This window comes from Corynebacterium sp. HMSC065D07, assembly GCF_001810695.1.
Classification (GTDB): Bacteria; Actinomycetota; Actinomycetes; order Mycobacteriales; family Mycobacteriaceae; genus Corynebacterium; species Corynebacterium hesseae.
The window spans coordinates 60,087-85,758 of record NZ_KV802425.1; the positions used below are offsets into that span (position 1 = coordinate 60,087).

Below are 25,672 nucleotides of genomic sequence, written 5' to 3' on the forward strand. Positions count from 1 at the left end.
GCAGTTCGGGCACCGCGCATGGCCCGACCGCCGCCGGCACAAGCCTCTGCCAAAATCAGCAGCAGACCCTAGCTACCCAGCACTCCATCGAGGACGCGCCCCAACGCCTTGGAGACCTCGCTGGGCTCCTCCAAGATGACCATGTGCCCGGCGCCGTCGATGACAGTCAGGGTGGAATCCGGCCAGTGGCGGGCAATGACCTCCGATTGGCGGTGCGGGGTCACGATGTCGAGGCTGCCCACCACAATTTCGCCCGGCACGTTTCTAAGCCTGGCCGCCGCGCCGAACTCGGAGTGCTCCACCAAGTCGTCGAAGAAGCCTGCGTAGCTCGACATCGGGGTATCCAGCAGCATCGCCACGTGGAATTGCAGCTTGTCCATCTGCGGGAAGCCCTGCAGCAGCGCCGCGAAGGCCGGGGCGATGAGTGCGGCGGCCTCGAAGCGCACGCGGTTGAGCCGGCTCGGCAACCGCAAACAGGCGCGATAGACCATGCCCAGAGTCTTCGATTCCAAGACTCGCGCCACACCCTCGGCCGCAAAGCGCTGCATCGAGGTAGCCACCAGCGTCATGCCCTTAACGCGGTGAAAGACCTCCCGCGGGGCGCGCCGCAGCAGGTTAAGCGCAATCATTCCGCCCATCGAGTGCCCAAGCAGCACCAACGGCCCCTCGGCGGCGCGCTCAGCGATAACGGCCAGCACGTCATCGGCCGCGCCCCGAACCGTGCACTGCGCGGGGGCGACGTGGGTGGATTGGCCGTGGCCGCGGACGTCGACAAGCAGGCAGCGCACCGAAGGGTAGTTGCGGCGCACGTTGTTGACCTGGGAGTAGAAGCTCTCAGCAGACAAGCAGTAGCCGTGGATGAAAACCACGGTGACCTCCGCGTCCTGCGGGCCTACCTCGTACCATGCCACGCGCACGCCGTCGTTGTCCACGAAGCCCGAGTCCGTCACCCCGGTCAGTCCCGGCTCTGTCGTGAGATCATGCAACTGACCGTGGACGGTGTGCTCGATGGAGCGCATGCGAGGGCGGGCCCGGCGCGACCAGCTGCGGGCGATGGCGGAGGAACGTGCTCGAATAACCATGACATTTCAATACTAGACTGGGCCCCATGGCTAATGACCTTTCAGCGCAACTCCAAGCCCGCTTCGGCTCCGCGCCGGCAGAAGAAAAAGAAGCTTCCCCAGCCGGGGACGCATACGGCGAGCTCACCCGCCTCATCACGAAGGTGACCGGCGTGGAGGAAGGCCTGGAGCGCGAAGCGAAATTGGAGGACCTGGGGGTTGAGTCGCTCGAGCGCATCGAATTAGCTGTGCGTCTCGAAGAGGCCTGCGGGGTCCGCCTCAACGAAGAAACCATGCTCTCCGTCACCACGGTGGGCGAACTTGCTGATTATGTGGAGGAACACTCGTGATTTCCTATCTCTCAGACATGGACGGCGTCCTCATCAAGGAAGGGGAAATGATTCCCGGCGCGGATAAATTCATCCAGGCGCTGAAGGATAACAACATCGAGTACATGGTGCTCACGAACAACTCGATGTCCACCCCGCGGGATCTCTCTGCACGTCTGAAGAACACCGGTCTGGACATCCCGGCGGAGCGCATCTGGACCTCGGCGACGGCCACGGCGGCCTTCCTGTCCAACCAGGCGGGATTGTCCACAGCCTACGTCGTGGGCGAGTCCGGCCTGACCACCGCCCTGCACGAGGCCGGCTGGATTCTCAACGACCGCGACGCGGACTTCGTGGTCTTGGGTGAGACCCGCACCTATTCTTTTGAAGCCATCACCACGGCGATCAACCTTATCCGCAACGGCGCGCGCTTCATTGCCACCAACCCGGACGTCACGGGCCCGGCCCCGCAGGGCGTGCTCCCGGCCACGGGTGCGGTTGCGGCGCTGATTACCGCGGCAACCAACCGCGAGCCTTACTACGTGGGCAAGCCGAACCCCGTCATGATGCGCAGCGCGTTGAATAACATCGGCGCGCACTCGGAAAATACCGTCATGATCGGTGACCGCATGGATACTGACGTCAAGTCCGGTCTGGAGGCCGGCATGCGCAGCATCCTGGTGCGCTCCGGCATCAGTGATGACAGCATCATCGAGCGCTACCCTTTCCGCCCGACTCACGTCATTGACTCCGTGGCGGAGCTTCCGGAGCGCATCCTCGATCCCTTCGCGGACTAGGACTTAGACCGCACGCTTGACGACGCCCCTGAACCCGTACTCCCCCGCCAACATCTCCACGGCGCGGCCCAGCGCGTCCAGTTCGCTGGGCGTTCCCGTAATAACTTGCTGGCAGCCTATCCCGAGGCCACCTGCGTTGTCAGGAACGCGGCCGCTAAGCGGATCCCATACTGGGTCGCGGTGCCAACGGGTACACCATTGGGCGGTCAGCGGGTCATCACCAGGCACTATGAACTCGCTTTCGCTGCTGATGCAGCGCGCCATGGCGCGCTCGATGGCAGGGCGCAGGTTGCGCGGCATGCCCGAGATCTGCAGCACGGCGGTGCAGACCTCACCGCAGGCGCGGTTGGGCCAGCTATCTGCCGGGCTGCCAAGTGGGGTGGCTGAAGCGGCCGGCGCGGTGTCACCGGCCAGCTGCGGGTGAACGCGTTGATTCACTCCTTAAACTCCTTTGACGTGCGAGTGATGGCACGCCGGCATGCGCCGACGCAAGACGAGCTTCGTCTTCCCCTACGAACTTGTCTTCATCACGTCACTCGCGCCGAGGCGCGAACACCGCTTGGTGTCGCCGCAGTATGCGGCCACGCGGTGCGTCGTTGTGTGCCCACAATTTTCCCCCGCCACTTGAGCCACAACAACCCTCAACCTGCGCTTAAGCCCCCACAGCCTCAACAAGAACTTGAGACTTCCACCCCGAAAATCGCCCCATCAATCACTTCAGTCACATAAGCCAACGCGTGCAACACGCGCGCGTTGTCGCCACAGCTACCCCACTACCCCCGTTGCGGCGCCCTACGGTACGCCGCGACGACGCTCAACACCGTCATGCCACCCCGGCTAGCCCGCCTGGCACTCCTGCCAGATGGCCGTGTTGGTCTCGGCCCACAAAGGCTTGCACCACTCGCCAAAATCGCGGTCCGTCAGCGCAACCATGGCCCAGTCACCAGCCACCCACAGGTAGGTACCGCTCATGCCGAAGTGCCCCACGGCATCGGCGGGCAAGCCACCCATCCACTGCTGCTTCTCACCGTGGATTTCAAAGCCCAACCCCCACGTGCAGTCTTTGAAGCTGCCATAGCCGGGCACGATGCCCCGCAGTCCCGGAAACTGAACGCTGCGCATTTCCTCCACCGTCGAAGGATCGAGCAGGCGCGGCGAATAGACCTCGCCGGCAAAGGCAGCGAGATCCTCCACACTAGAAACCAAACCGTGCCCGGCCGAGCCTTCCAAGGTAGTGGCCCGCATGCCCAGAGGAGCACACACGCCTTCAGCAAGGTATTCAGCAAAAGGAATCTCGGTGGCCTTTTCTACTTCCTCGGCGGCCCATTCATAGCCGGCCGAGGAGTAGATTCGGCGCTCCCCTACGGGCTTTTGTGGCTCGCGGGAATCAAAGCCCACGCCCGAGGCATGTGCCAAGAGGTGGCGCAGCGTGGAGCCTTCAGGGCCTGCCGGCTGATCCAGCTCCACCGCCCCTTCTTCCACGGCCACCATCACCCCATAGGCGGCCACCAGCTTGGTCACGGAGGCCACCGGGAAGCGGCGGGAGGCATCCCCCAGCTGCTCTACTACCTCGCCGCGGTGCAACAAGGCGGCGGCAACGGTATCGACTGGCCAGGACTCAAGGGAAGAAAATGCGCTCATGCGCTCCAGCTTAACGAGGATCGCGCTCGCAGCCTACGCCATCACCATCGCGGTCGAACTTGGAGCGGAAACCTGGCTCACCCGCATAGATCGGGCGGCCTAGTGCGTTCCACACGTCTGCGCAGCGAGTAAAGGACGCGGGGGCAGGCTTCGGGGCCGGAGCCGGCTTAGGTGCGGGAGCCGGCTTGGGCGCCGGGGCTGGAGCAGGAGCCGGAGCTGGCTTCGGCGCGGGGGCAGGGGCAGGGGCAGGCTGCGGTGCAGGAGCAGGTGCCGGTGCCGGAGCTGGTGCCGGCGGAGAAGGGATGATGCCCGGCAGCGGGTTCGGAATGATGCGCTGCTGCACCGCCCAGTACACGCCACCGGCGGCAGCCGCGAGGACCGCTGCGGTAATACCCACGCCGAGTGCAATCATTTCACCTTCGGAGGACTGCTGGAATTCGGCGTCATCCTCGTCCGTGTTGGAGGAGCCAGAACCCTGGCTCGAGGAATCAGCTTCCTGGGAGGAGGAGTCAGACTCGGAGGAAACCGTTGCGGTTGCCTCGGCGTTAGGGGCCGTGGTCTCCGCCTGAGCAGGAACAACAACGGACAGTGCGACAGATACAGAAACAGAGGCGGCGAGGGCCGCACGAGAGAACTTCTTCATAAACTCAAGTTATATCCTGCAGCACTACCCCGCAGGAAATCGCGCTCAACCGAGGGCTACATCACGTCGGAAAGCCACAGCGAGCTGGAAATCAGCAGCGGGCTACACCGCATGCGTTAACGGATGAGCCCGCCGCGCCGATATCAAAAATGTAGCGCATTACGTCGCTGCACTTCCCTATCACTCATATCTCTGATGCGCCCTCTCCACGCGCCTCTCTCATCTCTTTGTGGCGCCTCTCGGTGATGCCGCGGAGCTACATCACGGTGGACGGCTCTGCGGCTCCCTCAGAAACGATCGCGGAAGGCTGCTCATTCGCCGTGGGCGCGGGCGTTTCGGAGTTTTGCTCCACTGGGGCCTGGGTTTCGGTGTCCTGCGGATCCGCGGGGGCATACACAGCTTCGCTGTCCGGGTTGCTATCAGTTGGCATGTCCGGATCAACTTCTGCCGTCGGCTCCTGTTCTGCGGAGCCCGTGAAGTCAGTAACCGGCGCCTCCTGAGGTGTGGTCAGTGGCGCGGATGAAGACGCAGAAGGTTGCGCCGACTCAGAAGTGGATTCGGACTGCCCCATCCACCGCGAGGGCGATAGCCACCCGGCGTCCACCCCATCAGGGTTAGCGGAGGAAAGCAGCAACAGGCCAACTACACCGAGGCCGGCGATGAGCCCCGTGGTTGAGGCCCGCACGCGCCCGCCAAGCGTCCAGAAATAGTTCCACTTGTTGTCCGGCTTATCGTCGCGCCAGATGCCGCGCTGATAATCGTCCTCTTCTTCCTCCTCGGAGTCATCCGCATAAGCCGGCCGGCCCGGCCCGTCATCCTTGCTGTCTTGGGGCATAGCGCCGGCATCAGCGACGGCGTCGGCAGCAATGGCCTCCGTCTCCGCATCCGATGCCACGTCTTTGCGCGAAGGCTCCGCAGTATCTGCCGCCGGCATGATGGTGGTGGGGGCGTCGGCAGCGGAGACGTCGCCAAGCTCCTGCGAGGCATCCCCCGGCACGCCCTCAGTGGTGGGAAGCTTGTACAGATCCCAGAAGGTGGAGAGCAGCGCCGAGCGGATCGCGCGCTCCACCGCCCACTGGCGGGCGGGGTTGACCTGTACGAGGACGCGGTACTGCACCTGCCATGGCTGGCCGGCCGCAGTGGGGGCCGTGAGCCCAGTGGCGGGCAGAACGTCGAGTTCACCGGCCACATCCGCGTGGATGTCTGGGGCTTCAAGGGCTCGCTTCGAAATTTTTTCCACCTGTTCGGTGATCTCCGGCAAGGACTCGCCCTCGTGGACCGGGATGGCGATATCCACCACCGCGCGTGACCATTCTTGCGAGAAGTTTGTGACCACGCCCGCGGAACCATTCGGCACCATGACCACTTCACCGGTGGGTGTGCGCACAGTCGTCGTTCGCAGGGTCAGTGAAACGACGGTGCCCTCCACACCAGTCACGCCGTCAAAGCTGACGTAATCACCCACGCCGAACTGCTTTTCCGAGAGGATAAAGAAGCCCGCAAGGAAGTCACCGATGATGGCCTGCGCGCCGAAACCGACGGCGGCCGAAACGACTGTCGCCGGGATAGCCGCGCCCAGGGGCGGCACCCCGACGTTGGCCAGCGCAGCCAACACAAGAAGGAAAAAGGCCACCGCCTGCGCCACGTAGACTAGTGCACCGGCGAGCGCCAAACGCGCCTTGGTAGATTCTTGATTCTCATCCAGACGGGACTCAATGACCCGCACTGCCAAGCGGCCGATGCGCGGGATGAGAATCGCCAACAACAGCATTCCCAACAGCGGCAGGCCGTGATCCACGATGGCCTGCCACACGGCGAACAAGTAATACTTCAGCATTGCGCCAAGCCTAGTCCTTCAGCCTGACAGAACCCTTGGAGCCTTAAGCGCGATGGGTGAGATAGTAATTCGGAGTTGGCTTCCACGTGTAGCCCGCGGGGACGATGTCCTCGCCGAAAGCGCAGAAAGTCTTGGTCGTCCACAGTGGAATCGCCGGCATCTTTTCCAGCAACAGGCCCTGAGCCTCCGTGTAATGCTTTTGGGCTTCCTCCCGGCTCTTCGCCTGACCCGCCTTCTTCAGCAGCTCATCGTATTCAGAGCTGTTAAAGCCTGATTCATTCTCCGAAGAGTAGGACGCATATAGCGGCACCAGGAAGGTAGATTCCTCAGGGAACTCCGCCTGCCAGATCGTGCGGAAGGCACCGGTGAGGTGACGGGCAATCACCTCTTGTCTGAGGTCCTTCAAAGTGGCAAACTCATGGCCCTCCGCCGGCACGCCGAGGGTATCCGACAGTTGCTTCGCCACGGCGTCGATCCAGGTCTTATGGCCGCCGTCGGTGTTATAGGAAATGCTGAAAATCCCATCAAACGGTTCCAGCTTTTCCGCCTGCTCCCACAGTTCGCGGGCCTTCTCCGGCTGGTAGGTCAAGACGTCGGCCCCCTCCGGTGTCGGCGGAATGGAACCGTCCAGCGGCGCGACGAAGCCGGTAGCGGGAAGCACCATACCGTGGAAGATGTCCCGGGCCATTCCTTCGCGATCGATTGCCATGGACAACGCGCGGCGGCGCAAGCGTCCGGCCTCACCGCGGAAGTTCGCATCGTTGGCGGGGATGGTGATTTCCATGATGGAGCCGCCGGGCTTGGTCAAGGCGCGGGAGCCTAGTTCCTTTTCGAAGCTGCCTAGCTTCTCCGCCGGGATCCGCGTGAGCACGTCCAGCTTGCCATCTACGAGGTCCTGGTAGGCCTGCTCCTCCGAGGAATACACCACGAACTTGATGCCTTCATTCTGCGGCGTTCGCGGCCCCTTGTAGCGAGGGTTCGGCACGAGGGTCACAGCTTTCTCGCGCTCCCAGGAAGCCAGCACATAAGGCCCGCTGCCGATGGGATCTGTTCCGCGATCGCTCAGCCTATCCTGGTCTTCGGAGCGCATGGGGAAAAAGACCGAGTATCCCAGGCGCTCGAGGAATCCCGCCGTGGGGCGTGAGAGCTCAATGCGGAAAGTTTTCGGCCCCGTCACCTTAAGGCCGCGCATTGACTTCCTGCCTTCGTGGAAGCCACGGATTGGTTCAAAGTGGTGCGCGGAGAGCAGCGACTGGCGCACCGCGGTATTCCACGTATCGACGAAGTCTTCTGCTTCCACGGTTGAACCGTCGGAAAACACGGCGTCATCTCGAATCACCACGTCATATGTCGTGTCATCGACCTGCGTGATGGATTCCGCCAAGTCATAGTGAGCGCCACCGGTTTCATCCAGGTACATCAACCCCGAGTACACAAGGTTGATGATGGTCTGCCCCGGCGCATCGTTGGAATCAGCCGGGATGAGGGTGCGCTGTGGCTCCGAGATATCCGTGGTGATGAGGTTCATGTCTGAGGTGTCGACGTTGCCAGGCTCCGCCGTGCATCCCGCCACCGTGGGCGCCACGACGCCCGACACCGCTAGCGCCGCCAGCATGCCTAGAAAAGAACGCCTCGAAGTCACGCGTTCATCACCTCACTCTCACTAATACTTTAAAGGATCTAATCATCTCTCTTTTCATAACGGCGCATGAGCCTCTCCACCAGTTCATCGGTGAGCTGGTCATCGGCCAAAATGCGATCCAAAAGCTCGCGTGGTGTCGGCCCCTCGGTGCTCGGGGTCTCGTAGGAATCTCCGCTCAAGTCCACGCCGAAATCGGAGGTTTCCGCTTCCGCGGCGGGCGGCTTCATCATCTGCGACATCTCCGCCACTTCCTCATTGAAGGAATCGAGGAACTCGGTGGCATCGATGGCTGCTTCCGAACGGCGCTTGCCAGCACGCACTTCGCGCTCAATACGACGCTGCAGTGCCTTTTCCATCTGGTTGTGGCGCCAAGAACGGAGTTTGGAGGGCTCTAGGCGACGCCCCACGGCCCTGCCCTTGCTTTCCGCCTTACGCGCCATCACCATGACGTAGGCCGCGGTGTCATTAACCGGCGCCCACTCCTGGCGGGCGGGCACGCGCCACCCGGCCCAGATACCCAGCATGGTCATCACGAAGGAAACGACCGGGCCAAGAATGACTCCCCAGGCCAAGTAGCCGGCCGAATCCGCGCCGAGGACCACCAAAGCGCAGGCCACCGCGGGGATCACGGTGGGTGTGTTATCCCCAAAGACGGCGGGTTCGCGCCCCATCGCGATGTCACGGATCATGGAACCACCGGTTGCGGTGAACACGCCCATCATGATGCAGGGGATCAGCGGCAGCCCGTAGGCAATGGCCTTGAGCGCGCCTGTCGACGCCCACAGCGCCGAGACCACCGCATCCCCATGGGACTGGACATAATCCCACGTCTTGCCTTTGAAGTAGACAAAGCGGGCGATGATTGCGCCGGCAAACGCCAGGTAGAGATACTCCGGCTGACTCATCGCAGCGACGGTGCCGCGGTTGATCAGCACGTCACGGATCATGCCGCCGCCGAGGGAGGAGAACATCGCAATGAAGAAGAAGCCCACGATGTCATAACCACGCTGGCGGGCCATGGTGCCGCCAATCATGCCCATGAGGAGGACACCAATGATGTCGGACCAGTAGTACAGCGACTCGATCAATGGGTCCATCTCGACAACGCTCATGGTGGTCATCGTATCGGGTGCTGTGCGATATCTCGCATTAAGGAGCTATTCCTTGAAGTACGCCGCCTAAAAGCTAGCCTACGAGGGCTCAGAACAGGAGCTAATGCACGTAGAGCTCGTTATAGGACTTCTCTATCCAGATGACATAAAACACTTCACCGTCTTTCCAGCCGACGAAAGGTAAATTCCCCTTGTGGCGGTAAACTCGGAATCTCTCGACATCCTGAAACTGCCTCGGAATGCAAGGAATAATTGAGCCAGCCGGAATGAATTCAGAGCCAAGTCCATGCTTGGGATGCTGCGCCAATTCTTTCCATGACAGCACTGACCGCTTGTGCCACTTTTCCAAAAACTCCGCGCGCATCGAGTCATCTAGCTCCCCGAAGCCCCACCCCTTCTGCAGGAACCGCGTTGAAAGGAGCGGATAGTCAGCTCTAGTACTACGGAGTGCCTCCACGACACTCGACTCTGGGGTGCTCCTCGCCCCTCTGGTTGGCCTACTCCCCCGTCGTTTACTTTTCTTGCCCACGGTTAACAGAAATAGTTTTTCAGATCGGCATCCGTAATCTCTAGCCCTCGTTTGCCCTCGACGAAGTTCTTTTTCCAAGGAGATTCGGTGTGGGTTTTATTACGCAATGCCCATGCGGAGTATGGGCCATATTTGTCCCACACTTCAATCAGGTCCTGCTCGACGTCACGGTAATCATCCCAATCAAAGTCATCTGAGATGAACTCATCGGGGTCTATGGGAAGCTTTCCGTAGTGCTTGACGTCATGGTAGATGTCTACAACTACTGGGCCATGCGCCCATGCTTCCATTCGGTCAGGGAAAAGCGGCAGGCCATCAGAAGAACGCATATGCAGACCTTTGGCGTAATAAAGAAGCTTTTGAAGCTTGAGCTGCGTAATTTCTGCATCGTCAGTTTCATCAGCCCACGCTACGAACCATTCAGCTATTTGCCGCGCCGTATATTGTTCCATGTCTGCCCTCCTTCCAGTTCCTGCCAAGAGTACAACAGGCCCAAGACATGTCACCATGCCAACGAGCGAACAGGAGTAAAAGCACCCGCCATTAGAGCAACATCAGGAGGGCGCAATGGGAGCAATAAGTTGTGGGGCCACCGGGGCTCGAACCCGGGACCAACGGATTATGAGTCCGTAGCTCTAACCGACTGAGCTATAGCCCCGCGTATTCCCCGCCTGCTTTTATGCACACAGCGAATCCGCTCCCAGCAACATTAATCGGCGGGCCCAGAAAACGGCAATTTAGGCCTTTGAAATCGCTGTCTGATCTTCGGCAGCGCTCCTCCGCCATTTCACCACCAGGACGGAGCCACGGCACGCTTCTGCTCAATTTTGGCCGGGCTGAGTTTCAGGGCGCTGGGATAACGGCCAGGCCTATTCTTTCTTCTTCATTTTTCTGGCTTGTCTGCGCTCACGCCTTCGAGCGCGCTTTGCTTTGCGGATGTCCACGACCCACCGCGGAACAAAAGGCCACGGAAGCGGAATCCCAATCGCCCCCGTAAATCCGATAACCCCGATGACGAAAGCTGCCACGAGCGGAACAATCAGCACCGTTTCGACGGACTCGGGAAGGTTCGCACTTGCTACCAACCCTGTGGCACCGGCCGCGCCCATAATAAGCGTGCCATAAGGATAAATGAAGAGGACGCCATCGCTTTCTGCACCTGTTGCATCGGCTGAGTCGTACCACTCTTCTGATTGGGGATTCCTCCGCACGTACCGGATGTAGAAGGTCCAGTAGGCCAGCATGACCAGCACTAAACCGACACACACAAGCAGCCCAGTGATATCTCCGTCCATAGGATGCGGCCTCCTGTGGTTGCTGGTTGCGGTATGTAAACAGACGCTACCAGCGACTGCTGGAGTGAGTTCGAAATCCGGATGCGGGCACGCTCCCGGGCCTAGGACAGCTATCTATGATCCGGCATGCGTGAGCCTGTAGTGTCGCGACCATGAGGCTCCTTTCCTTTAGCGTGTCCAACTTCCGCAGCATCCGCGCCACGCAGACGCTTGCGCTGTACCACCACTGGCAGCACTCCACCGCCCCGGAGGAAGGATGGGCACAGATCAGCGAGCCCACCACCGTGCTCATCGGCCCCACGGCGTCGGGAAAGAGCAGCGTCCTCAATGCCCTCGCCTTCGCACTGCTCGCCATCGAATCCTCCGCCACCACCTGGCTTGCCGACGCCCCACCCAACCAACTCCCCCACGCCCCGTACCGCCTAGATCCCCGCACGCAGCGCCTGCCCAGCACTTTCGAGCTGGATTTTGAGCTCGATGGCGTGCGCTACCTCTACGGATTCCAGTGGAGCTTCACCGGCGTGCACGCGGAATGGCTCAGCCGCGTGCCATCGACAAGGTGGAGCCCCTGCTTCGTGCGGACCCGCGGTGAGGAGGTACAGTGGACGAAATCCTTCATGGACAAGGGGGACGTCGCCAAGCTCGGCCCCGTTACGGACACCGAGCTGATCCTCTCCGCCGGCCTGCGCGATGGCCACCCTGTCCTCGCGCCGCTGGCCCGTGCCCTGGTGCACGACGTGGCCTACCTGCCGCACGGGCACTCCTCCATCAGCACGTCCGCACGCATCACCACCCTCATCCGCACTGGCAAGCTGCACCTGCATGAGGCCGCCGCGCTGCTGCGCGCGGCCGATGCCGGTATCCACTCCGTGCGGCTCAACCAGGACCACATCCCGGAGCACGTCTTCCGCCAGATGCGCCCGGTCATCGATGCGCTTAGCCACAGCGACGGCAGCATCCGCCGCCCCGACGAGTTCCGCGGCTACACCGATGCGGAGATTGAATCCCTGCTGCACGCCATCATCGTGGAGCACAAGTCCGATGATTCCTTCTACGAGCTGAAGCTGACCGATGAATCCGGCGGCACGCAGAACTGGATGGCCACCGCTCCCCTGGTTCTCGATACTCTGCGCCGCGGCGGGATCCTGGTGGCCGATGAGCTGGATTCCGCCCTGCGCCCAGCGCTCCTTGACTTCATCATCCAGGCCTTCCGCGAGCCCAGTATCAACGTCAACGGCGCGCAGCTCATCTTTGCCTCCCACACCTTCAGCGTCCTCGAGCGCGCCGGCGAGCTGGGCCTGCACCCCGAGAGCTTCTGGTCCGTGGAGAAGACCTCCGCCGGCGAATCGGAACTGCACAACCTCAGCGACGCGCCCGTGTCCCTGGGCAATCCCGACGCCACCCACCACTTCCTGCGCGAGCGCTACGGCACCGCCTCACGCGAGACGCTCAATGCACTCAAGGAGCTGGTCACGGCTAGCGCATGAGCTAGATTGCGCTTGCTCTGGTATTTCAAACTGCCTAGATGTACCTAGACCAGTCATGCATGTCTAAGTGCGCTTGAATTGCTCGAGCTTTAAACTTTATTCTCTTTTTCTCTAGAGGGTTATCGGCATACTGGAGTAATTCTTCAGCTGCTTCGCGTGCTTGATCGGGAGTAAGCACCATTTCAATAGGGGTACTCTGGTTCACCGCGAGATACAGGTAAATAAAGCGAGTTCCGTCAGGAGTCTTTCCAACCCCTACAAAATAGTCTTCCCCTTCATCCGTTATTTTCGTTACGCTAAACCCTGACGGTAGATTACCGGCGTTCCCTAGGAAAGGTGCCACCAAAGACCGCAAAGCATCTGCGATTTCAGGCACGCCAACTTTTTCACTGACTATTCTTTCCACAAGATGCTCAGAGGCATCTGCATCAACTTTTCCAAGCAGGGGCCCTACTGCCAAGTTCAGCCTGAGAAACAACCAGCAAGCCGCCCAGCCAGTCCGCTTGTTACCATCGAAAAGACTTTGCGTGGTGCAGAAAGAATGCAGAAGTGCTGCAGCTTTATCCCAAGCGGTTGGAAACGCGTCTCTCCCGAGAACAGTAGTCACCGGTCGGTTTACATTTGCTTTAAACTGATTTGAATCACGGATTTGCAGAGGGGACCCACAAGCCAATTCTCCGACGATTAGGACTTCCTCTTCGTCGGGATAAATGGTCAAGCTAGACGGCGGTTAAGTTCCGCGGACCAATTGGCGATCTCCCGCCCTAAGTACTCAACGTAGCGGCGACGGTCTTCCTCATCCATATCTTGGACCTGAGTTACAGAAGTATTAATGTGGTCAGGTTTTGAAACGGTCGACTTTGTCAATTTAGTCCCTCCTTCGCCCTTTAGTAGTCAGCACCTGCTTATCTCAGAGATTAGCACTCGTTGGAGAATCTGCGTAGAGGAAGTCATCAACCCTCCTATCCCAGCATGACACTTACACCTGAAGTGTCTTTCACCTTTCAGTGAGACTCTTCTCAAGGACAACCGAGTTGTGTGCGAATGCCTAGAGGTGCATAGAGGCCGCTCCAATGCTCCACTTGCTGCGTATGCCCGGTACACCTGCCAGAATCACGGCTTGACTGTTAAAGCACGCACTCCATCACTGCTCCCAGAAGGCCCTCCACAAAGCTCTGGAGCCTACGCGGCTCCAGGCGACAACGTTCCGGTAGCCGGCTCGTCGTACGCTTATTCTAAGCAATACAACACCAAGCCGACAAGGCTCTTACCCGCACACCGTCCGATAAACTAGTTCCGACACACAAGGAACACGCACCATGACTGAACAGGAACGCCTCCAAGCACTTGAAACTCGCGTTAGCGAATTGGAGTCCCAGGTGGCCCAACTACTGCAGGCCCTCGGTCATGCTCCTTCGCGCCCTAGTACTGCAGTCACACCGCCGCCGGCGAACGTTCACTCTGAAAACCGCTCACCTGAAGAGAAAATTGCCCTCTTCATGGATTACTTCACTGGGAGGACAGATGTCTACGCAGTAGCCAAAAATACTGCGGGAAAGAAGGCTTGGTACCCGGCTAGCAATGGCTACTATGACCGAAGAAATCCCGACCTAAAGCCCCTGACACCGAAGGTGATCGAAGGACATCTGCGCCGTGATAATCACTTTCACGTTGGGCTTTATCCACTGTGCACAGATGATAGTTGCCGGCTGTTGGTCTGCGATTTTGATGATGACGACTTCAAGCAAGCCGCCCGCGCCTACGCGGAAGAATGCAAGAACCAGGGCCTCGACCCGCTCATAGAAGTATCGCGCTCTGGGAACGGAGCTCATGTCTGGGTATTCTTCGACGAACCTATTCCCGCCGGCCTCGCTCGGTCCGTGGGCATCGGGCTTCTTGCCAAGGCTAGCCCGGATTCCTACTTCTCCAGTTTCGACCGATTCTTTCCATCCCAAGACACGCTGCCGGCTAAAGGCCGTGGCTTCGGCAACCTGATTGCCCTCCCATTAGCAGGCCACCATCGATCCGAAGGCACAACAGTCTTCGTCGACAATGATTTTCAACCTTTGCCAGACCAATTCGAAGCTTTGGCAAGAACGAAGAAGTCAACGCTTTCCGAGCTCAAGAAAATCTACGCTGCGCTTCAGCCCGATCCCGAGACATCCCTTCCTCAGGCACCCACCCGCGCAGTACTAAAGAAGCTCAAGGCCTCCGGAAAAGTCCACGTCACGCACGATTCACACGTCCACGTCGATTTATCAGGCGTCGACGCCACCACCCGTACGGCCCTGCGGCACCTAGGCGCTATTGCCAACCCGCAATTTTATATAAAACAGGCCCAGCGTTTCTCCACTTTCGGCACTCCACGGATCATCGTACGTTTTGATGAGAAGGACCAAGTCCTCACGCTCGACCGCGGCACGCTCGATGACGTCGTCGACATCTTGAAGGCTGCCGGATATACCGTCACACGTCGCGGCCGCACACCCAAACCCCGACGCATCGATACATCATTCGCCGGCGAACTACGCCCCTACCAGCATTCCGCCGTCAAACAGATGCTCAAGCACAAGTCCGGAATGCTCATTTCTCCTCCTGGTACTGGAAAGACCGTCATGGCGTGTGCAATCATCGCCCAGCGTTCGGTCCCGACCGCAGTGATAGTTCCATCGAGGGAGCTAGCTACCCAATGGCGCCAAGCCCTCAAGCAGTTCCTCCCGGAAGCTCAGGTTGGACAATACTCAGGTTCCAAAAAGAAGCTCAGTGGAGAGATAGACATTGTCACTGCCCAATCCATTAGCCGTAGCGATTCCAAGACTGACTTTCTCTCCAGCTATGGCCACATCATCGTTGACGAATGCCACCGAGTCGGCGCTGCCGGATTAACCAACGTTCTAGCCCACCTCAATGTTCGTTTTATGCTCGGTATGACCGCGACACCGTACCGATCCGACGGCCTCGATAAGCTACTTCCTCTCATTTGCGGCCCTATCCGCCATACTGTCGAGCTCGAGCGCCCCGGACGCCGCGACTACGTAGTCCACAACACCGAGTTCACTTACGACTCTCCTTACCTGTTCTGGCCCGACCTCGACACCGCTCTGGCTGCGGATGAGGACCGCAACCGCCTCATCGCCAATGTCATCACTCAAGCAGCGCAGGATAAGCACACGGTCCTCGTCCTAGTGAAACGACGCGAACACCTCGCGGCCCTCAACGCCCTGCTTACCGACGCCCCCTTCCCCATCCTTCAGCTACACGGCGGACAAAAGGCAAGCGAGAGGCAAGCCGTCCGTGAGCAGCTTGCCACAACGCCGCATTTCGTCCTTTTAGCCATGTCCCAGGTGGCTGGCGAAGGCATTGATCTTCCCGCGCTGGATACCCTTGTGCTGGCAGCACCAGTAAGCTTCCGCGGCGTTGTCATTCAGCAGGTTGGCCGAGTCACTCGCGATACCGATGATAAAGAGACCATCTCTGCCACCGTGCACGACTTTCTCGATGCCAACGTCCCTGCTCTCACCTCAGCCTTCAGAAAGAGAAGCTCGACCATAGCCAAGCAGGGGTTCACTCGCGACAACAGCTAGAACTCCGTGCTAGACAGATTCCTACTAGATTCCTACTAGATTAGGGGCCGCGCACAACTAAAATCCTTGCTGGACAGCCAGATGAATCGGAGCAGCACAGTGTCTGAATTTATAATCATTTACAAACGTCGCTCAGGCGAGTCTTTCATCAAACAATTCTCGGACTCGACTCAAGCGCTTAAGGAACGCCTCCGCCGCGAAGCAGCGATCGACGATCCTGATATCGAGATCGCCCATATTTCAGCGCCTTCCCTGGAATCCTTGAAAAAGTCGCATTCACGGTATTTCATGGGCCGCGTTGAGGTACAAGACGACCAGGTGGACGCAGCCTAAAGCTTCACTTCTGACCCCGCCTCCATGGGCGTAATTAGTTCGACCTGTGCTCTGTAGGTCATGCACCAGGCAGAGGCTTCGAATATTTGAACCAGTCGTGACTGCGCATGTCCGGCACACCTGTCAGAATCAAGACATGTCTGTTGAAGCACGCGCCCTCTCCCTCCGGCGCCTGATGCGCGATTCCGCCGCAATCCGGCTCCTGGCTGCAGACAACGCGCCCGTGATTCTGGCGTTGATTGCGGAGTACTTCCCCCGCGGCACCCGGGCGCGCCCAGCAGCAGAGGTATACGAGCTCATGGTCACCGATTTCGAAGTTTTGGCCAGCGAGTTTTCCATGCCCCGCACGCCACAGAACTACTGCAATGACTGGGTTAAGGCCGGCTGGTTAATTAGAAAGTCCGGCAAGAGCTCCCACGGTGAAACGCTCGAGCCCAGTGAAGATGCTCTCTCAGCACTCGAAGCCATCGAGCGCTGGGAAGCACCGGTAACCGCGGTGACGGCCTCACGGGTGGAGTCGATCAGCTCGGCGCTGCAAAGGCTGGCGCGGGATACCAACGAGGACATCGCTAGCCGCGTGGCCAGCTTGGAAGCAGAACGTGACCGCATTGACCGCGAGATTGAAAAGGCACACCTCGGACAGTTTGAAAGCCTCACCGCCGCGGAGACGGAAGAGCGCGTCCAAGACGTACTGAACATGGCCATGGCCGTGCCGAGCGATTTCGCCCGGGTTCGCCATGAGCTCGAGGCCCTCAACCACCAGCTGCGCCGACAGCTCTTAGATCCGGAGGGATACCGCGGCGAGGTGCTGGAGGAAATCTTCAACGGCGTGGACCACATTGCAGAATCGGAGGCCGGGCGCAGCTTCCGCGGCTTCTATTCCCTCCTGATGGATAGGGAGCGCAGCGCCTGGTTGGACCAATGGATCAAGGAGGTTCTGGAAAGCGAGCCCGGGCAACAGCTCGCCCCGGACAGGAGGCAGCGGCTGCGCAGCCTCTTCCGCGATATGGAGGAAACCAGCTTCGAGGTCAACCAGACCATGACCGGGCTGGCGCGCAGTTTGCGCAACTACGTCTCCTCCGAGCAGTTCGCGGAGGACCGGCGCATGATTGAACTACTGCGCGAGGCCCGCGGCATGGCCATTGATGCAGCACAAAACTCCGAGCTGAAAGCTTTTCATCGGATGGACACACCGCTGCAGCGCATCGGCATGTCGATTCATTCGGTCTCCCGCATCCGCCTGGCCAACCCCGGGCGGGAAGTCGTGGAGGAGGCACCAGTGGCCTACCACCCCGGCACGGAAGACCCGCAAGCGCTCTATGAGCTGGTCCGCGAATCAGAAATCGACTTTGAGGAATTACACGAGGCGGTACGCAAGGCCGTCGCCAAGTCCGGCCCCTGCACTATTGGCCAGGTGCTGCAGGCCTATCCCCCGACGCAAGGTCTGGCCAGTGTGGTGGGTTTGGTACATATCGCGGATTCCCACCCGTTGCCCTCGCTGAAAGAAGAACACGAGACAGTCACATGGACCGAGGAAGACGGTACCGTGCGTTGCGCCCAGATCCCCACCATGTATTTCGATCACACCACCGTTAAGGAGCTACAGTGACCGCCGCCAACAGCCCCCGCGTCGATGCCGCGCACGAGCCGCCGCTGTGGGAACACGATAAAGGAACGCTGACCTACCATTCGCGGCGCGCGCTGGTGCAGCTGCTGCAGGGCCCGCTCATTCGCGCGCAGAAGGAACCGGTACTGTGGGCGGCGATCATCTCCGACGAGGAGAATCTACGCGCCCGGTTGCACGAGGTGTTCCTAGAGCTCGTCGTAGATGAGACGGAAGGCTTCGCATTCACCCGCATGGTGGAGGAAGACAGCTTGAGCATCCCGCAGGTGCTGCGCACGGACAAGCTCAAGCACATCGACACCGCCATCTTGTTGAACCTGCGCCAAGAGCTGGGCCTCACCCTGCCCGGCGAGCGCGTCATCGTCGACGTGGAGGATCTTCGGGAGAGCATCGGCTATGTCCGTGCGGTGGATAACCGCGACGAGGCCGGCTTCACCAAGCGCTTCAACGCGGCAATGAAACGCATACAGAATGACTATTCCCTCATCAGCGCCACCGAAACCGAGGGCCGCTTTGAGGTTTCCCCGGTACTGCGCCAGCTTTTCGACGCCTCCACGGTCTCCGCCATCCGGGATGAATACGCCCGCCTGGCACAGACGGAAGACCAGGATGAGCAGGAACCAGAGCAGCTCCAAGAGCAGGAGGATGCCTCCGATGACTAAGAACACCACCTACTACCCCGGACAATTCCGTATCAGCCGCATCCAGCTGATTAACTGGGGTACTTTCCACGGCTACTTCTCCATCCCGGTAGCCCGCAAGGGTTTCCTCATTACAGGCGGCTCGGGTTCCGGCAAGTCCACGTTGCTCGATGCCATGTCTGCGGTGCTCGTTCCGCAAAGTCACGTGAAGTTCAACGCGGCGTCGCAACAGGACCTCGGGCGGCACAACGGGCGCAACCTCGTCTCCTATGTGCGCGGCGCGTGGCGGCAGCGGGAGAACACCCAGACCGGTGAGATCGCCCCCGAGTACTTGCGGGAGGGCGCCACCAACTCGGTCGTGGCGCTGACCTACGATAACGCCGCCGGCAAGCAGCACACCCTCATCGCAATCTTCCGCCTGAACGGCGGTGAGAACTCAGTAGGCCAGATCAAGAGGTTGTATGGGCTAGTGCCGGGCGACGAGGACATCGACAAGCTCAGCCCCTTGCTCACCCGCAGCCTGGACACCCGCAAGATTAAGGCAATGTACAAAGGCCCCGGCGCGTCCTTCACGCCGACCTACACCACGTTCGCAGACCGCTTCCGCAAACGCCTAGGCATCAAGAATGTGGAGGGCCAGCTGCTTCTCCACCGCACGCAATCCGCGAAGTCCCTCTCCAGCCTGGACCAGCTCTTTAGGGACTACATGCTGGACCGTCCGGCTACCTTTGAGAAAGCGGATGAAGCCGTCGAGCAATTTGAGGATCTGCGCCAAGCCTATTTAAGGGTCGAGGACGTCAAGGCCCAGATTGATACGCTCGCTCCCCTGCCCCAGCTGCATTCCCAGCGCACAGGTGCGGAAACGGACAAAGCACGAGCGGAAGCCATGGCTGAGGCACTGCCAGCTGTCCGCTCCCGCTTGGTGGCAGAAGAACTGGACGTTCGCATTCGGGCCCTGTCAGCGCAGTTGGCTGAAGCCCAGTCTCAGGCCGCATCCCTTGAGGCCGATGTTGCTCACCTCGATGACGCAGAGCGCCTCGCCGCAGTGGCCGTCTCCCAGCTCAGTTCGGGTGAGCTCGATGCCTTAAGGGCCAAGATAGAAACCGCCGAAAAGGAGATTGAGCACCGCACGAAGGAGTTCCAGCGCCTCAGTGCAGCGGCCGGACAGTGGACTGATCACTACGAGCTCAGCCCGCATGGCTTCGCCCAACTACAGGCCAACGCGAAGATCCGCATCGCAGACTTCGAGGCCGACTTCAAAGACCTCATCAACCACCAACAGGAGGCCGGCGTGGCCGCCCGCGACGCCGCCACCGCCTGCTCCACGCTGGACAGCGAGCTGCGCTCCTTCAGCTCGCGGAGAACCAACATCGATAAGACCTTGGTGGAGCTGCGCTCGCAACTGGCCCGCGATACCGGCTATGCCGAGTCCGAGCTCCCCTTCGCCGGCGAGCTCATCGATATCAGCCCTCACCAGAGCGAGTGGGAGCCGGCGATCCAGAAGCTACTGCACAATTTCGCCGCCACCCTGCTCGTGCCCGAAGCCGCGCGGGAGGCCATCAACCAGTGGGTCAATTCCCGCAACGTGGGCACGCGCTTGGAGTACCGCACCATCCCGGAGTTTGCCCCAGCGCCGGCAGCGGCGCGCAGCCCGCGGCAGCTCATCCACAAACTCGAGTTCCAAGACCATGCCATGGCAAGCTGGGTACGCCACCACATTTCGCGCCGCTTCAACTACGAATGCGTGGACTCCGTAGCGGAATTGGAAAAGGCCACCTTGACCCCGGCCATTACCCGCGATGGCCTGGAGAGCCGCCCCAAGGACAAGGACGGCTCAACGCGCTTCATCAAGGATGACCGCATGCGCTTTAGCGGCACCGCCTGGTACCGGGTCGGCTCCACCAACACCGCCAAGATTGAGTTGCTGCGCTCCCAGCTCACCGAAGCCAAGGCCACCGCCCGCGCTACGGCCAAGCGGGTCCAGGACTTCAACCGGAAGATGGACATCCTGCGCTCCCAACGCGATAAGGCCCAGCAGGTGCTAGATACCTCATTCCAAGACATCGACACCGCCTCCGCCGAGGGCCGCAAGCGTGATCTGCAAGAGCAGTTTGACTCACTGGCTTCCTCCCCAGAGGCCCAGGCGCTGGCCGCCGCGCACGCACAGGCCAAGCAGAAGCTCAACGCCGCCCGCGCCAGACTCAACGAGGCACAGAAACACCTGGGCAACGTCGAAGGCGAGCTCGAGCGCTCCACCGCCCGCCGCCGCGGCATCGGCCCCGTGCCGGACATCGCGGATAAAGACATTGAGACGGCAGTCGTTGAAGCCCTGCACAAAGGCAAGCGCAGTCTCACTATCGATGACATCGATGCCCGCCGCGATGAAGTCCAGGCCAGTTTGCAAGAAACCTCCCGCACGGCCGCGCGCCGGATCGAGGAAGCCAACGACAAGATTGTCTCCGTCCTGCACGCCTACCTGTCCGAGTGGCCGGCGGAGGCCGCCGACTTGGAGCCGCAGGCCAGCTTCGCCGGTGAGGGCATTGAGAAGCTCAAGTTCCTCCGAGCGGACCGCCTGGCTGATTTCCGCGCCCGCTTCCTCGAGCTGCTCAACGGCCAGACGGTGCGCAACCTCTCCCACCTGGCCACGGATCTGCGCCGCGCCCGCAGCGATATTGAGATGCGCATGGAGTACATCAACAAATCCCTGGAGCGCTCACCCTTCAACGGTGAGCGGACCCTGCGCATCGACGTCAAGGACGCCCGCGGCCAGGTGGTCCAAGAATTCCAGCGGGATCTCGATGCCGCCACCTCCCACAGCCTGGCGGAAGTTACCGAGGATGATCCAGCGGCAGCCATCGCACGCTACCACGCCTTGGACAAGATCTTAAGCCGCCTCGGCTCCAGCCAGCCGGAGGATATCCGCTGGCGCAACGTGGTTTTGGATACTCGCCGGCACGTCAGCTTTGTCGGCCGCGAGTGCTACCCCGATGGCACGACGGCCAACACCTATCAGGACTCCGCCTCGCTCTCCGGCGGCCAGGCGCAGAAGCTCGTCTTCTTCTGTTTGGCCGCGGCCCTGCGCTTCCGCCTCGCGGAGCCGGACCAGGACGTGCCCACCTATGGGTCCATCATCTTGGATGAGGCCTTTGACCGCGCGGATCCCGCTTTTACCCGCACGGCTATGTCCGTCTTCGCGTCCTTTGGTTTCCACATGATTCTGGCCACGCCGTTCAAGCTCATCCAGACTCTCTCGCCCTATGTGGACGGCACCATCGTGGTCAGCTACGACGAGCCCACCATCGACGGCCGCCCGCAGGCACGCACGGGCTATAAGCTTATCGACGCCTCCACCACCCACGACCTCCAACAACCCGGCCCCAAGGACTCCGACGATGCGGACTCCTAAAGACCTGCGTGCACACGCCGCCAAGTACCTGCGCAACCACTTCGCGGAAGCACTCGCCGATCCCGCTGCGCTCAACCTTGACTGGCCGCTGCACCCGCCAACAGCTATGGCCGCCGCCCGCAATATTAAGGTCACGAGGGACTTCATCCGCGCCTGGCAGCGCTGGCCGCACCAGGAAGAGGTCATCTATGAATCCCGGAATTGGTCCCGCGCGGGCCTTGGCACCAACGACGTTCCCACGCGCGTAGTACTCACCGGCGCCGCGCGCATCGCTGCCGCCGCGGGCCTGATGTCCGACTACAACCGGGCCCTCCAGCGCGCCCAGGACATCGCCGCCATCTTTCCGGACTCCCCGGACTTCACTCATACCGTCCGCCGCACGTACAACCAGTGGAAGGATTTGAGCGCCTATGATCTGCGCTGCCTTGGGCCGTGTCTGACCTGGCTGCGCGCCAATCCCCACTCCGGCGAGTGGGAGCGCGCCGTGCCGGTGGAAGGCGTGGATGGTAAATGGATAGGCACCCACCGCCGCCTGCTCCTGGCGCTCCTTGCTCCCTTCGGCATCACGGACTTGGGCCTGCGCCGCAGTGATGCCCGCCTGCGGTTGCGCTACCTCAACCACGCCCCGTCACTCTCCGATATCGAAATCCCCCTCGCCGACGCCGCTACTCTCTTCGCGGACACCCCACCCCGGGTGCTCATCGTGGAGAACAAACAAACCTTCCTGGCTCTCCCCACGCTTGCCGACGCCTCCCCAACCACCATCGCCATCCTCGGTTCCGGCACCGCCGCCCACCAACTCCACGCACTGGGCTGGCTGCACAAAGCCGACATCACCTACTGGGGCGACCTCGATGCCGCCGGCTTTGCCATCCTCAACGCCGTGCGCGCCCACTTCCCCCACACCACATCACTACTCATGGACACCGCCACCGTCACCGCATTCCAGCACCTGGCCGTCCCCGACCCCGGCGACGGCTCCGCCACCCTCACCCACCTCACCACCGAAGAGCAACGCGCCTACCGGCTGCTCTTCACCGCAGGCCAGCTGCGCATTGAGCAGGAGCGGATTCCGTTTGCGTATGTGAGTGATGCTATTCAGACGGAGCTCGGGGAACCATAGCCGCACTAGGCCCCAAGCACAGTAGAAAAATGACCCTCACCTGCCAGTAGGCCCGGTGAGGGTCGAGCAGCTGTACACGTAGTAGGGCTGCTCCTGCCTAGAATTATGCCCAATGAGCACAGAACTAGTCAACGCCTGCTGGAGCGTCCAAAGTAATGCCCAATGTCGGCTGCGCATCGAGCAGGAGCGGATACCGTTTGCGCATGCGATCACAGAGATCAGAAAAGCTTTCCTCTGATCATACGGCACCCTGAATCATATTGACTCAAATCTGATTCACGTGTTTAATCGAAGTCACTAAGGAGCACAAAATGAACATCCCTACCGACTTCGGTGAGCGTGTCCGCGCTCAGCGTCAGCTTCGCGGACTCAGCCAAAGAGAGCTCGCCGCCATGACCGATGAAATTCTGTCCCAGCCCACCCTGGCCCGCCTAGAGAAAGGCGCAGCCACGCCAACTCTCCACCACATCATGGCCCTCGCGTGGGCTCTTGGTATAGATGCCGCTGAGCTTGTGGACGCCACCCCGCTCTCCCAGCGTGTACGCGTTGCGGCCCGTGGCCACCAGGCCAAAACCGAGGAAGCAACACAAACTCTTCTGCCTTATCTCCAGCTACGAGTGAACCTGGATAGCGCACATGCCTAATTCAACGAGCCCCTCACAACAGGGCGTTGAGCTGGCTGCTGATTTTCGCGCGAAGCACGACCTCGGATTAGAACCTGTCAGCGACATCAACAATCTCATGAAGCTCGTTGATGCTGACTTCATTGTTCTCGACTTAACGGATGGACTCGATGCACTGACTCTTCGCGATCCTGTTTCAGGTGCCCTAACCGTAGGGATTAGCACGAGCAACAATCCTTTCCGACAACGTTTCACCGTCGCCCACGAAATCGGGCACATCGTGGCCGGGGACATCACGGAGGATGGCGCTTCCTTGCAATGTGACAAGACTCTGCCTTCCGAAACACGCGCAAACACCTTTGCGCGCTGCGTACTCTGCCCTGAAGAAGCGCTACAAGCGCTGCCTCCATACGCAGATGCGGAAGAGCTATTGTCTGCAATTGTCCAACGATTCCAAGTCTCTCCGCATGTAGCAGCTATCCAGCTGCACCAAGCTGGACTTATTTCGAAAGAAACAAAGGAAGAGCTAAGGGAACACACCGCCAAGGGACTCGCCTCCCGCTTCGGGTGGAAAGCCTCGTATGACCACGCACGCAAGATTGCTGCTCTTCCGCGGGCTTCCGAAAGGCTCGTTGCCGATGCCTACAAAGCCTACTCCCAAGGACTCATCACCCTGTCTACCGTAGCGTTCGCCGAGCAGGTAAGCCCCGAGGAAGTAGCAGATTCAATGCAAACCGCTCCACGTTCTGTCAGCCAGACTCTCATAGATCAGCGCGATATAGAGGCAGACCTGGATAACTTCTTCGCCAACGAGTAGGTTCGCCATGACGAGAAAGTTCATCGTTGCGGACACCAGCGTGTTACTAAACTTCATCTGCGCCGGTGAGCAGGACCTGCTTCTCAAGTTCGTAGACGATGAGCAGCTTCACGTGCCTGCGGCGGTCAGAGACGAAGTAGAGAGAAAACTGAAAGCTCCGCGGTTTCAGTGCGGAGCCCAAACATGGGCATCACTCATTACTCATGGACACGTGCACGTGCTTGACGACGACATGGATCGCCTCTTCAAGTACATTCGTCTATTCGCGGGCCCCAGATTCTCGATCCAGGGTGGAATGGCGAAGAATCTGGGAGAATACGTCGCAATCGCTCACTGCCTAGCACTCCTTGAAGAGGACCATTCGGTGCGTACCGCTATCATCATTGATGACGAAGACGCGAAAGAGCTCATACGCAAGCGACAGGCAGCAACAGTCTTTAACACTGAAGCAGTACTCCTCCGCTGTGTGAAGCTCGGTATCCTCACCAACCGTGGACAATCACGCAAAGTATGGGAGAAGCTCTCAAGATTCGACGTCCTCGCCCCATTTGAGACCACTCAACTAAGTGACCGCTCGGTTTACCGAGGCGCGATGTAGTCATCCGCCCCATCCAGCAGCTACTGCCGTCCAGCTGCTCCAACTATTCCAAAACCAACGCCGCCGTCTCTTCCGGCGGCACATCCTTCAGCTGCCGGCTCTTGATAGCCCACGACGCCAGCCCCAGCACAATCCCGACCACCAGTGCGATGAGCGGAGCCGTTCCCAGCATGCCAGGCGAGCCTGGCACAAAGAGCAGCGCCAAGAAACCGACGGAGAGAATGCACCCGGCCAGCGCGAAGTACTCATAAAACTTGTTCGGCGCAATGGGCTTGGGCATCCCGGGAACCTGCCCAGTGCGCGGAATCTTCCATGCACAGAGGCAGGTAAAGAAATACGCCACTGTGATACCAGCACTCGACATATCGACGACCCATGTCAAGGCCGCGCGCCCAAACCACAAGGTCACCAGGCACACTGCGCACACCAAGAGAATTGCATTGCGCGGTGCGCGCTCCTTGCCGTTTAGCTCACCTAACCGACTAGAAACCAGGTTGGCGCGACCAAGAGTAAACAGGCCCTTCCGGTTTTAGAGTGCGTTGATTTTGTC

At 60.2% G+C, this 25,672-nt stretch carries 24 protein-coding genes and 1 tRNA gene; 12 read left to right on the top strand and 13 right to left on the bottom strand.

Going from position 1 to position 25,672, the window contains the following annotated elements:
* Positions 1–68: 68 nt before the first annotated feature.
* Positions 69–1,082 carry an alpha/beta fold hydrolase gene (locus HMPREF2760_RS01960; protein WP_070596521.1) on the bottom strand — a complete coding sequence of 338 codons (1,014 nt, stop codon included), beginning with the start codon at positions 1,080–1,082 and terminating at the stop codon, positions 69–71.
* Positions 1,083–1,108: 26 nt separating this feature from the next.
* Between HMPREF2760_RS01960 and HMPREF2760_RS01965 the strand changes: the two genes are divergently transcribed.
* A complete protein-coding gene (locus tag HMPREF2760_RS01965; RefSeq protein WP_070519714.1) occupies positions 1,109–1,411 on the top strand; it encodes an acyl carrier protein in 303 nt (100 codons plus the stop codon).
* A complete protein-coding gene (locus HMPREF2760_RS01970; protein WP_070532705.1) occupies positions 1,408–2,187 on the top strand; it encodes an HAD-IIA family hydrolase in 780 nt (259 codons plus the stop codon). The genes HMPREF2760_RS01965 and HMPREF2760_RS01970 overlap by 4 nt, the downstream gene beginning before the upstream one ends.
* A gap of 3 nt (positions 2,188–2,190) precedes the next feature.
* Here the strand turns inward: HMPREF2760_RS01970 and HMPREF2760_RS01975 are convergent, their stop codons facing one another.
* The 10 genes from HMPREF2760_RS01975 to HMPREF2760_RS02020 all read right to left on the bottom strand — a co-directional run bounded on the left by HMPREF2760_RS01975 (position 2,191) and on the right by HMPREF2760_RS02020 (position 10,886).
* Positions 2,191–2,625: a hypothetical protein gene (locus HMPREF2760_RS01975; protein ID WP_070596522.1), complete on the bottom strand. Its 435-nt coding sequence runs from the start codon at positions 2,623–2,625 to the stop codon at positions 2,191–2,193.
* 399 nt (positions 2,626–3,024) lie between these two features.
* Positions 3,025–3,828: a serine hydrolase domain-containing protein gene (locus HMPREF2760_RS01980; protein WP_070596523.1), complete on the bottom strand. Its 804-nt coding sequence runs from the start codon at positions 3,826–3,828 to the stop codon at positions 3,025–3,027.
* 10 nt (positions 3,829–3,838) lie between these two features.
* Entirely contained in the window at positions 3,839–4,471 is a 633-nt protein-coding gene (locus tag HMPREF2760_RS01985; protein ID WP_070596524.1) for an excalibur calcium-binding domain-containing protein, read from the bottom strand.
* Positions 4,472–4,727: 256 nt separating this feature from the next.
* Positions 4,728–6,308, bottom strand: a complete 1,581-nt coding sequence (locus HMPREF2760_RS01990) for a mechanosensitive ion channel family protein (RefSeq protein ID WP_070596525.1) — start codon at positions 6,306–6,308, stop codon at positions 4,728–4,730.
* Positions 6,309–6,351: 43 nt separating this feature from the next.
* Positions 6,352–7,950, bottom strand: a complete 1,599-nt coding sequence (locus tag HMPREF2760_RS01995; RefSeq protein WP_246816454.1) for a peptide ABC transporter substrate-binding protein — start codon at positions 7,948–7,950, stop codon at positions 6,352–6,354.
* A 38-nt stretch (positions 7,951–7,988) separates the two neighbouring features.
* Positions 7,989–9,062, bottom strand: a complete 1,074-nt coding sequence (locus tag HMPREF2760_RS02000; protein ID WP_070532747.1) for a trimeric intracellular cation channel family protein — start codon at positions 9,060–9,062, stop codon at positions 7,989–7,991.
* Between the two features lie 100 nt (positions 9,063–9,162).
* Positions 9,163–9,519 carry a hypothetical protein gene (locus HMPREF2760_RS02005; protein WP_070562670.1) on the bottom strand — a complete coding sequence of 119 codons (357 nt, stop codon included), beginning with the start codon at positions 9,517–9,519 and terminating at the stop codon, positions 9,163–9,165.
* Positions 9,520–9,593: 74 nt separating this feature from the next.
* Positions 9,594–10,043, bottom strand: a complete 450-nt coding sequence (locus HMPREF2760_RS02010; protein WP_070532722.1) for a Panacea domain-containing protein — start codon at positions 10,041–10,043, stop codon at positions 9,594–9,596.
* 132 nt (positions 10,044–10,175) lie between these two features.
* Positions 10,176–10,249 (bottom strand) — tRNA-Ile (locus tag HMPREF2760_RS02015).
* A 211-nt stretch (positions 10,250–10,460) separates the two neighbouring features.
* A complete protein-coding gene (locus tag HMPREF2760_RS02020; RefSeq protein ID WP_070562666.1) occupies positions 10,461–10,886 on the bottom strand; it encodes a hypothetical protein in 426 nt (141 codons plus the stop codon).
* 152 nt (positions 10,887–11,038) lie between these two features.
* Here HMPREF2760_RS02020 and HMPREF2760_RS02025 point away from each other — a divergent pair, with 152 nt between their 5' ends.
* Positions 11,039–12,373 carry an AAA family ATPase gene (locus tag HMPREF2760_RS02025; RefSeq protein WP_070596527.1) on the top strand — a complete coding sequence of 445 codons (1,335 nt, stop codon included), beginning with the start codon at positions 11,039–11,041 and terminating at the stop codon, positions 12,371–12,373.
* 34 nt (positions 12,374–12,407) lie between these two features.
* Here HMPREF2760_RS02025 and HMPREF2760_RS12710 read toward each other — a convergent pair whose 3' ends face one another.
* Positions 12,408–13,091: a type II toxin-antitoxin system death-on-curing family toxin gene (locus tag HMPREF2760_RS12710; protein ID WP_141752571.1), complete on the bottom strand. Its 684-nt coding sequence runs from the start codon at positions 13,089–13,091 to the stop codon at positions 12,408–12,410.
* Positions 13,092–13,692: 601 nt separating this feature from the next.
* Here HMPREF2760_RS12710 and HMPREF2760_RS02035 point away from each other — a divergent pair.
* The 9 genes from HMPREF2760_RS02035 to HMPREF2760_RS02075 all read left to right on the top strand — a co-directional run bounded on the left by HMPREF2760_RS02035 (position 13,693) and on the right by HMPREF2760_RS02075 (position 25,122).
* Positions 13,693–15,957 (top strand): DEAD/DEAH box helicase, encoded by a 2,265-nt coding sequence (locus HMPREF2760_RS02035; protein ID WP_070596529.1) that lies wholly within the window; start codon positions 13,693–13,695, stop codon positions 15,955–15,957.
* 99 nt (positions 15,958–16,056) lie between these two features.
* Positions 16,057–16,290: a hypothetical protein gene (locus HMPREF2760_RS02040; protein ID WP_070519692.1), complete on the top strand. Its 234-nt coding sequence runs from the start codon at positions 16,057–16,059 to the stop codon at positions 16,288–16,290.
* Between the two features lie 136 nt (positions 16,291–16,426).
* On the top strand, positions 16,427–17,899 hold the full coding sequence (locus HMPREF2760_RS02045) for a DUF3375 domain-containing protein (protein ID WP_070596531.1): 1,473 nt from the start codon (positions 16,427–16,429) through the stop codon (positions 17,897–17,899).
* On the top strand, positions 17,896–18,576 hold the full coding sequence (locus tag HMPREF2760_RS02050) for a DUF4194 domain-containing protein (RefSeq protein ID WP_070519688.1): 681 nt from the start codon (positions 17,896–17,898) through the stop codon (positions 18,574–18,576). Before HMPREF2760_RS02045 ends, HMPREF2760_RS02050 begins: the two co-directional genes overlap by 4 nt.
* A complete protein-coding gene (locus HMPREF2760_RS02055; RefSeq protein WP_070596532.1) occupies positions 18,569–21,961 on the top strand; it encodes an ATP-binding protein in 3,393 nt (1,130 codons plus the stop codon). The genes HMPREF2760_RS02050 and HMPREF2760_RS02055 overlap by 8 nt, the downstream gene beginning before the upstream one ends.
* Positions 21,948–23,084 (top strand): DUF3322 domain-containing protein, encoded by a 1,137-nt coding sequence (locus tag HMPREF2760_RS02060; RefSeq protein WP_070596533.1) that lies wholly within the window; start codon positions 21,948–21,950, stop codon positions 23,082–23,084. Before HMPREF2760_RS02055 ends, HMPREF2760_RS02060 begins: the two co-directional genes overlap by 14 nt.
* 311 nt (positions 23,085–23,395) lie before the next feature.
* Positions 23,396–23,728, top strand: a complete 333-nt coding sequence (locus HMPREF2760_RS02065) for a helix-turn-helix domain-containing protein (RefSeq protein ID WP_070596534.1) — start codon at positions 23,396–23,398, stop codon at positions 23,726–23,728.
* Positions 23,721–24,524: an ImmA/IrrE family metallo-endopeptidase gene (locus tag HMPREF2760_RS02070; RefSeq protein WP_070596535.1), complete on the top strand. Its 804-nt coding sequence runs from the start codon at positions 23,721–23,723 to the stop codon at positions 24,522–24,524. The genes HMPREF2760_RS02065 and HMPREF2760_RS02070 overlap by 8 nt, the downstream gene beginning before the upstream one ends.
* A gap of 7 nt (positions 24,525–24,531) precedes the next feature.
* Positions 24,532–25,122, top strand: coding sequence for a PIN domain-containing protein (locus HMPREF2760_RS02075; protein WP_070596536.1), 591 nt, complete (start codon positions 24,532–24,534; stop codon positions 25,120–25,122).
* 43 nt (positions 25,123–25,165) lie between these two features.
* On the opposite strand, the gene HMPREF2760_RS12715 is transcribed toward HMPREF2760_RS02075, so the two are convergent.
* On the bottom strand, positions 25,166–25,639 hold the full coding sequence (locus tag HMPREF2760_RS12715; protein WP_371440611.1) for an amino acid permease: 474 nt from the start codon (positions 25,637–25,639) through the stop codon (positions 25,166–25,168).
* Between the last annotated feature and the right edge of the window lie 33 nt (positions 25,640–25,672).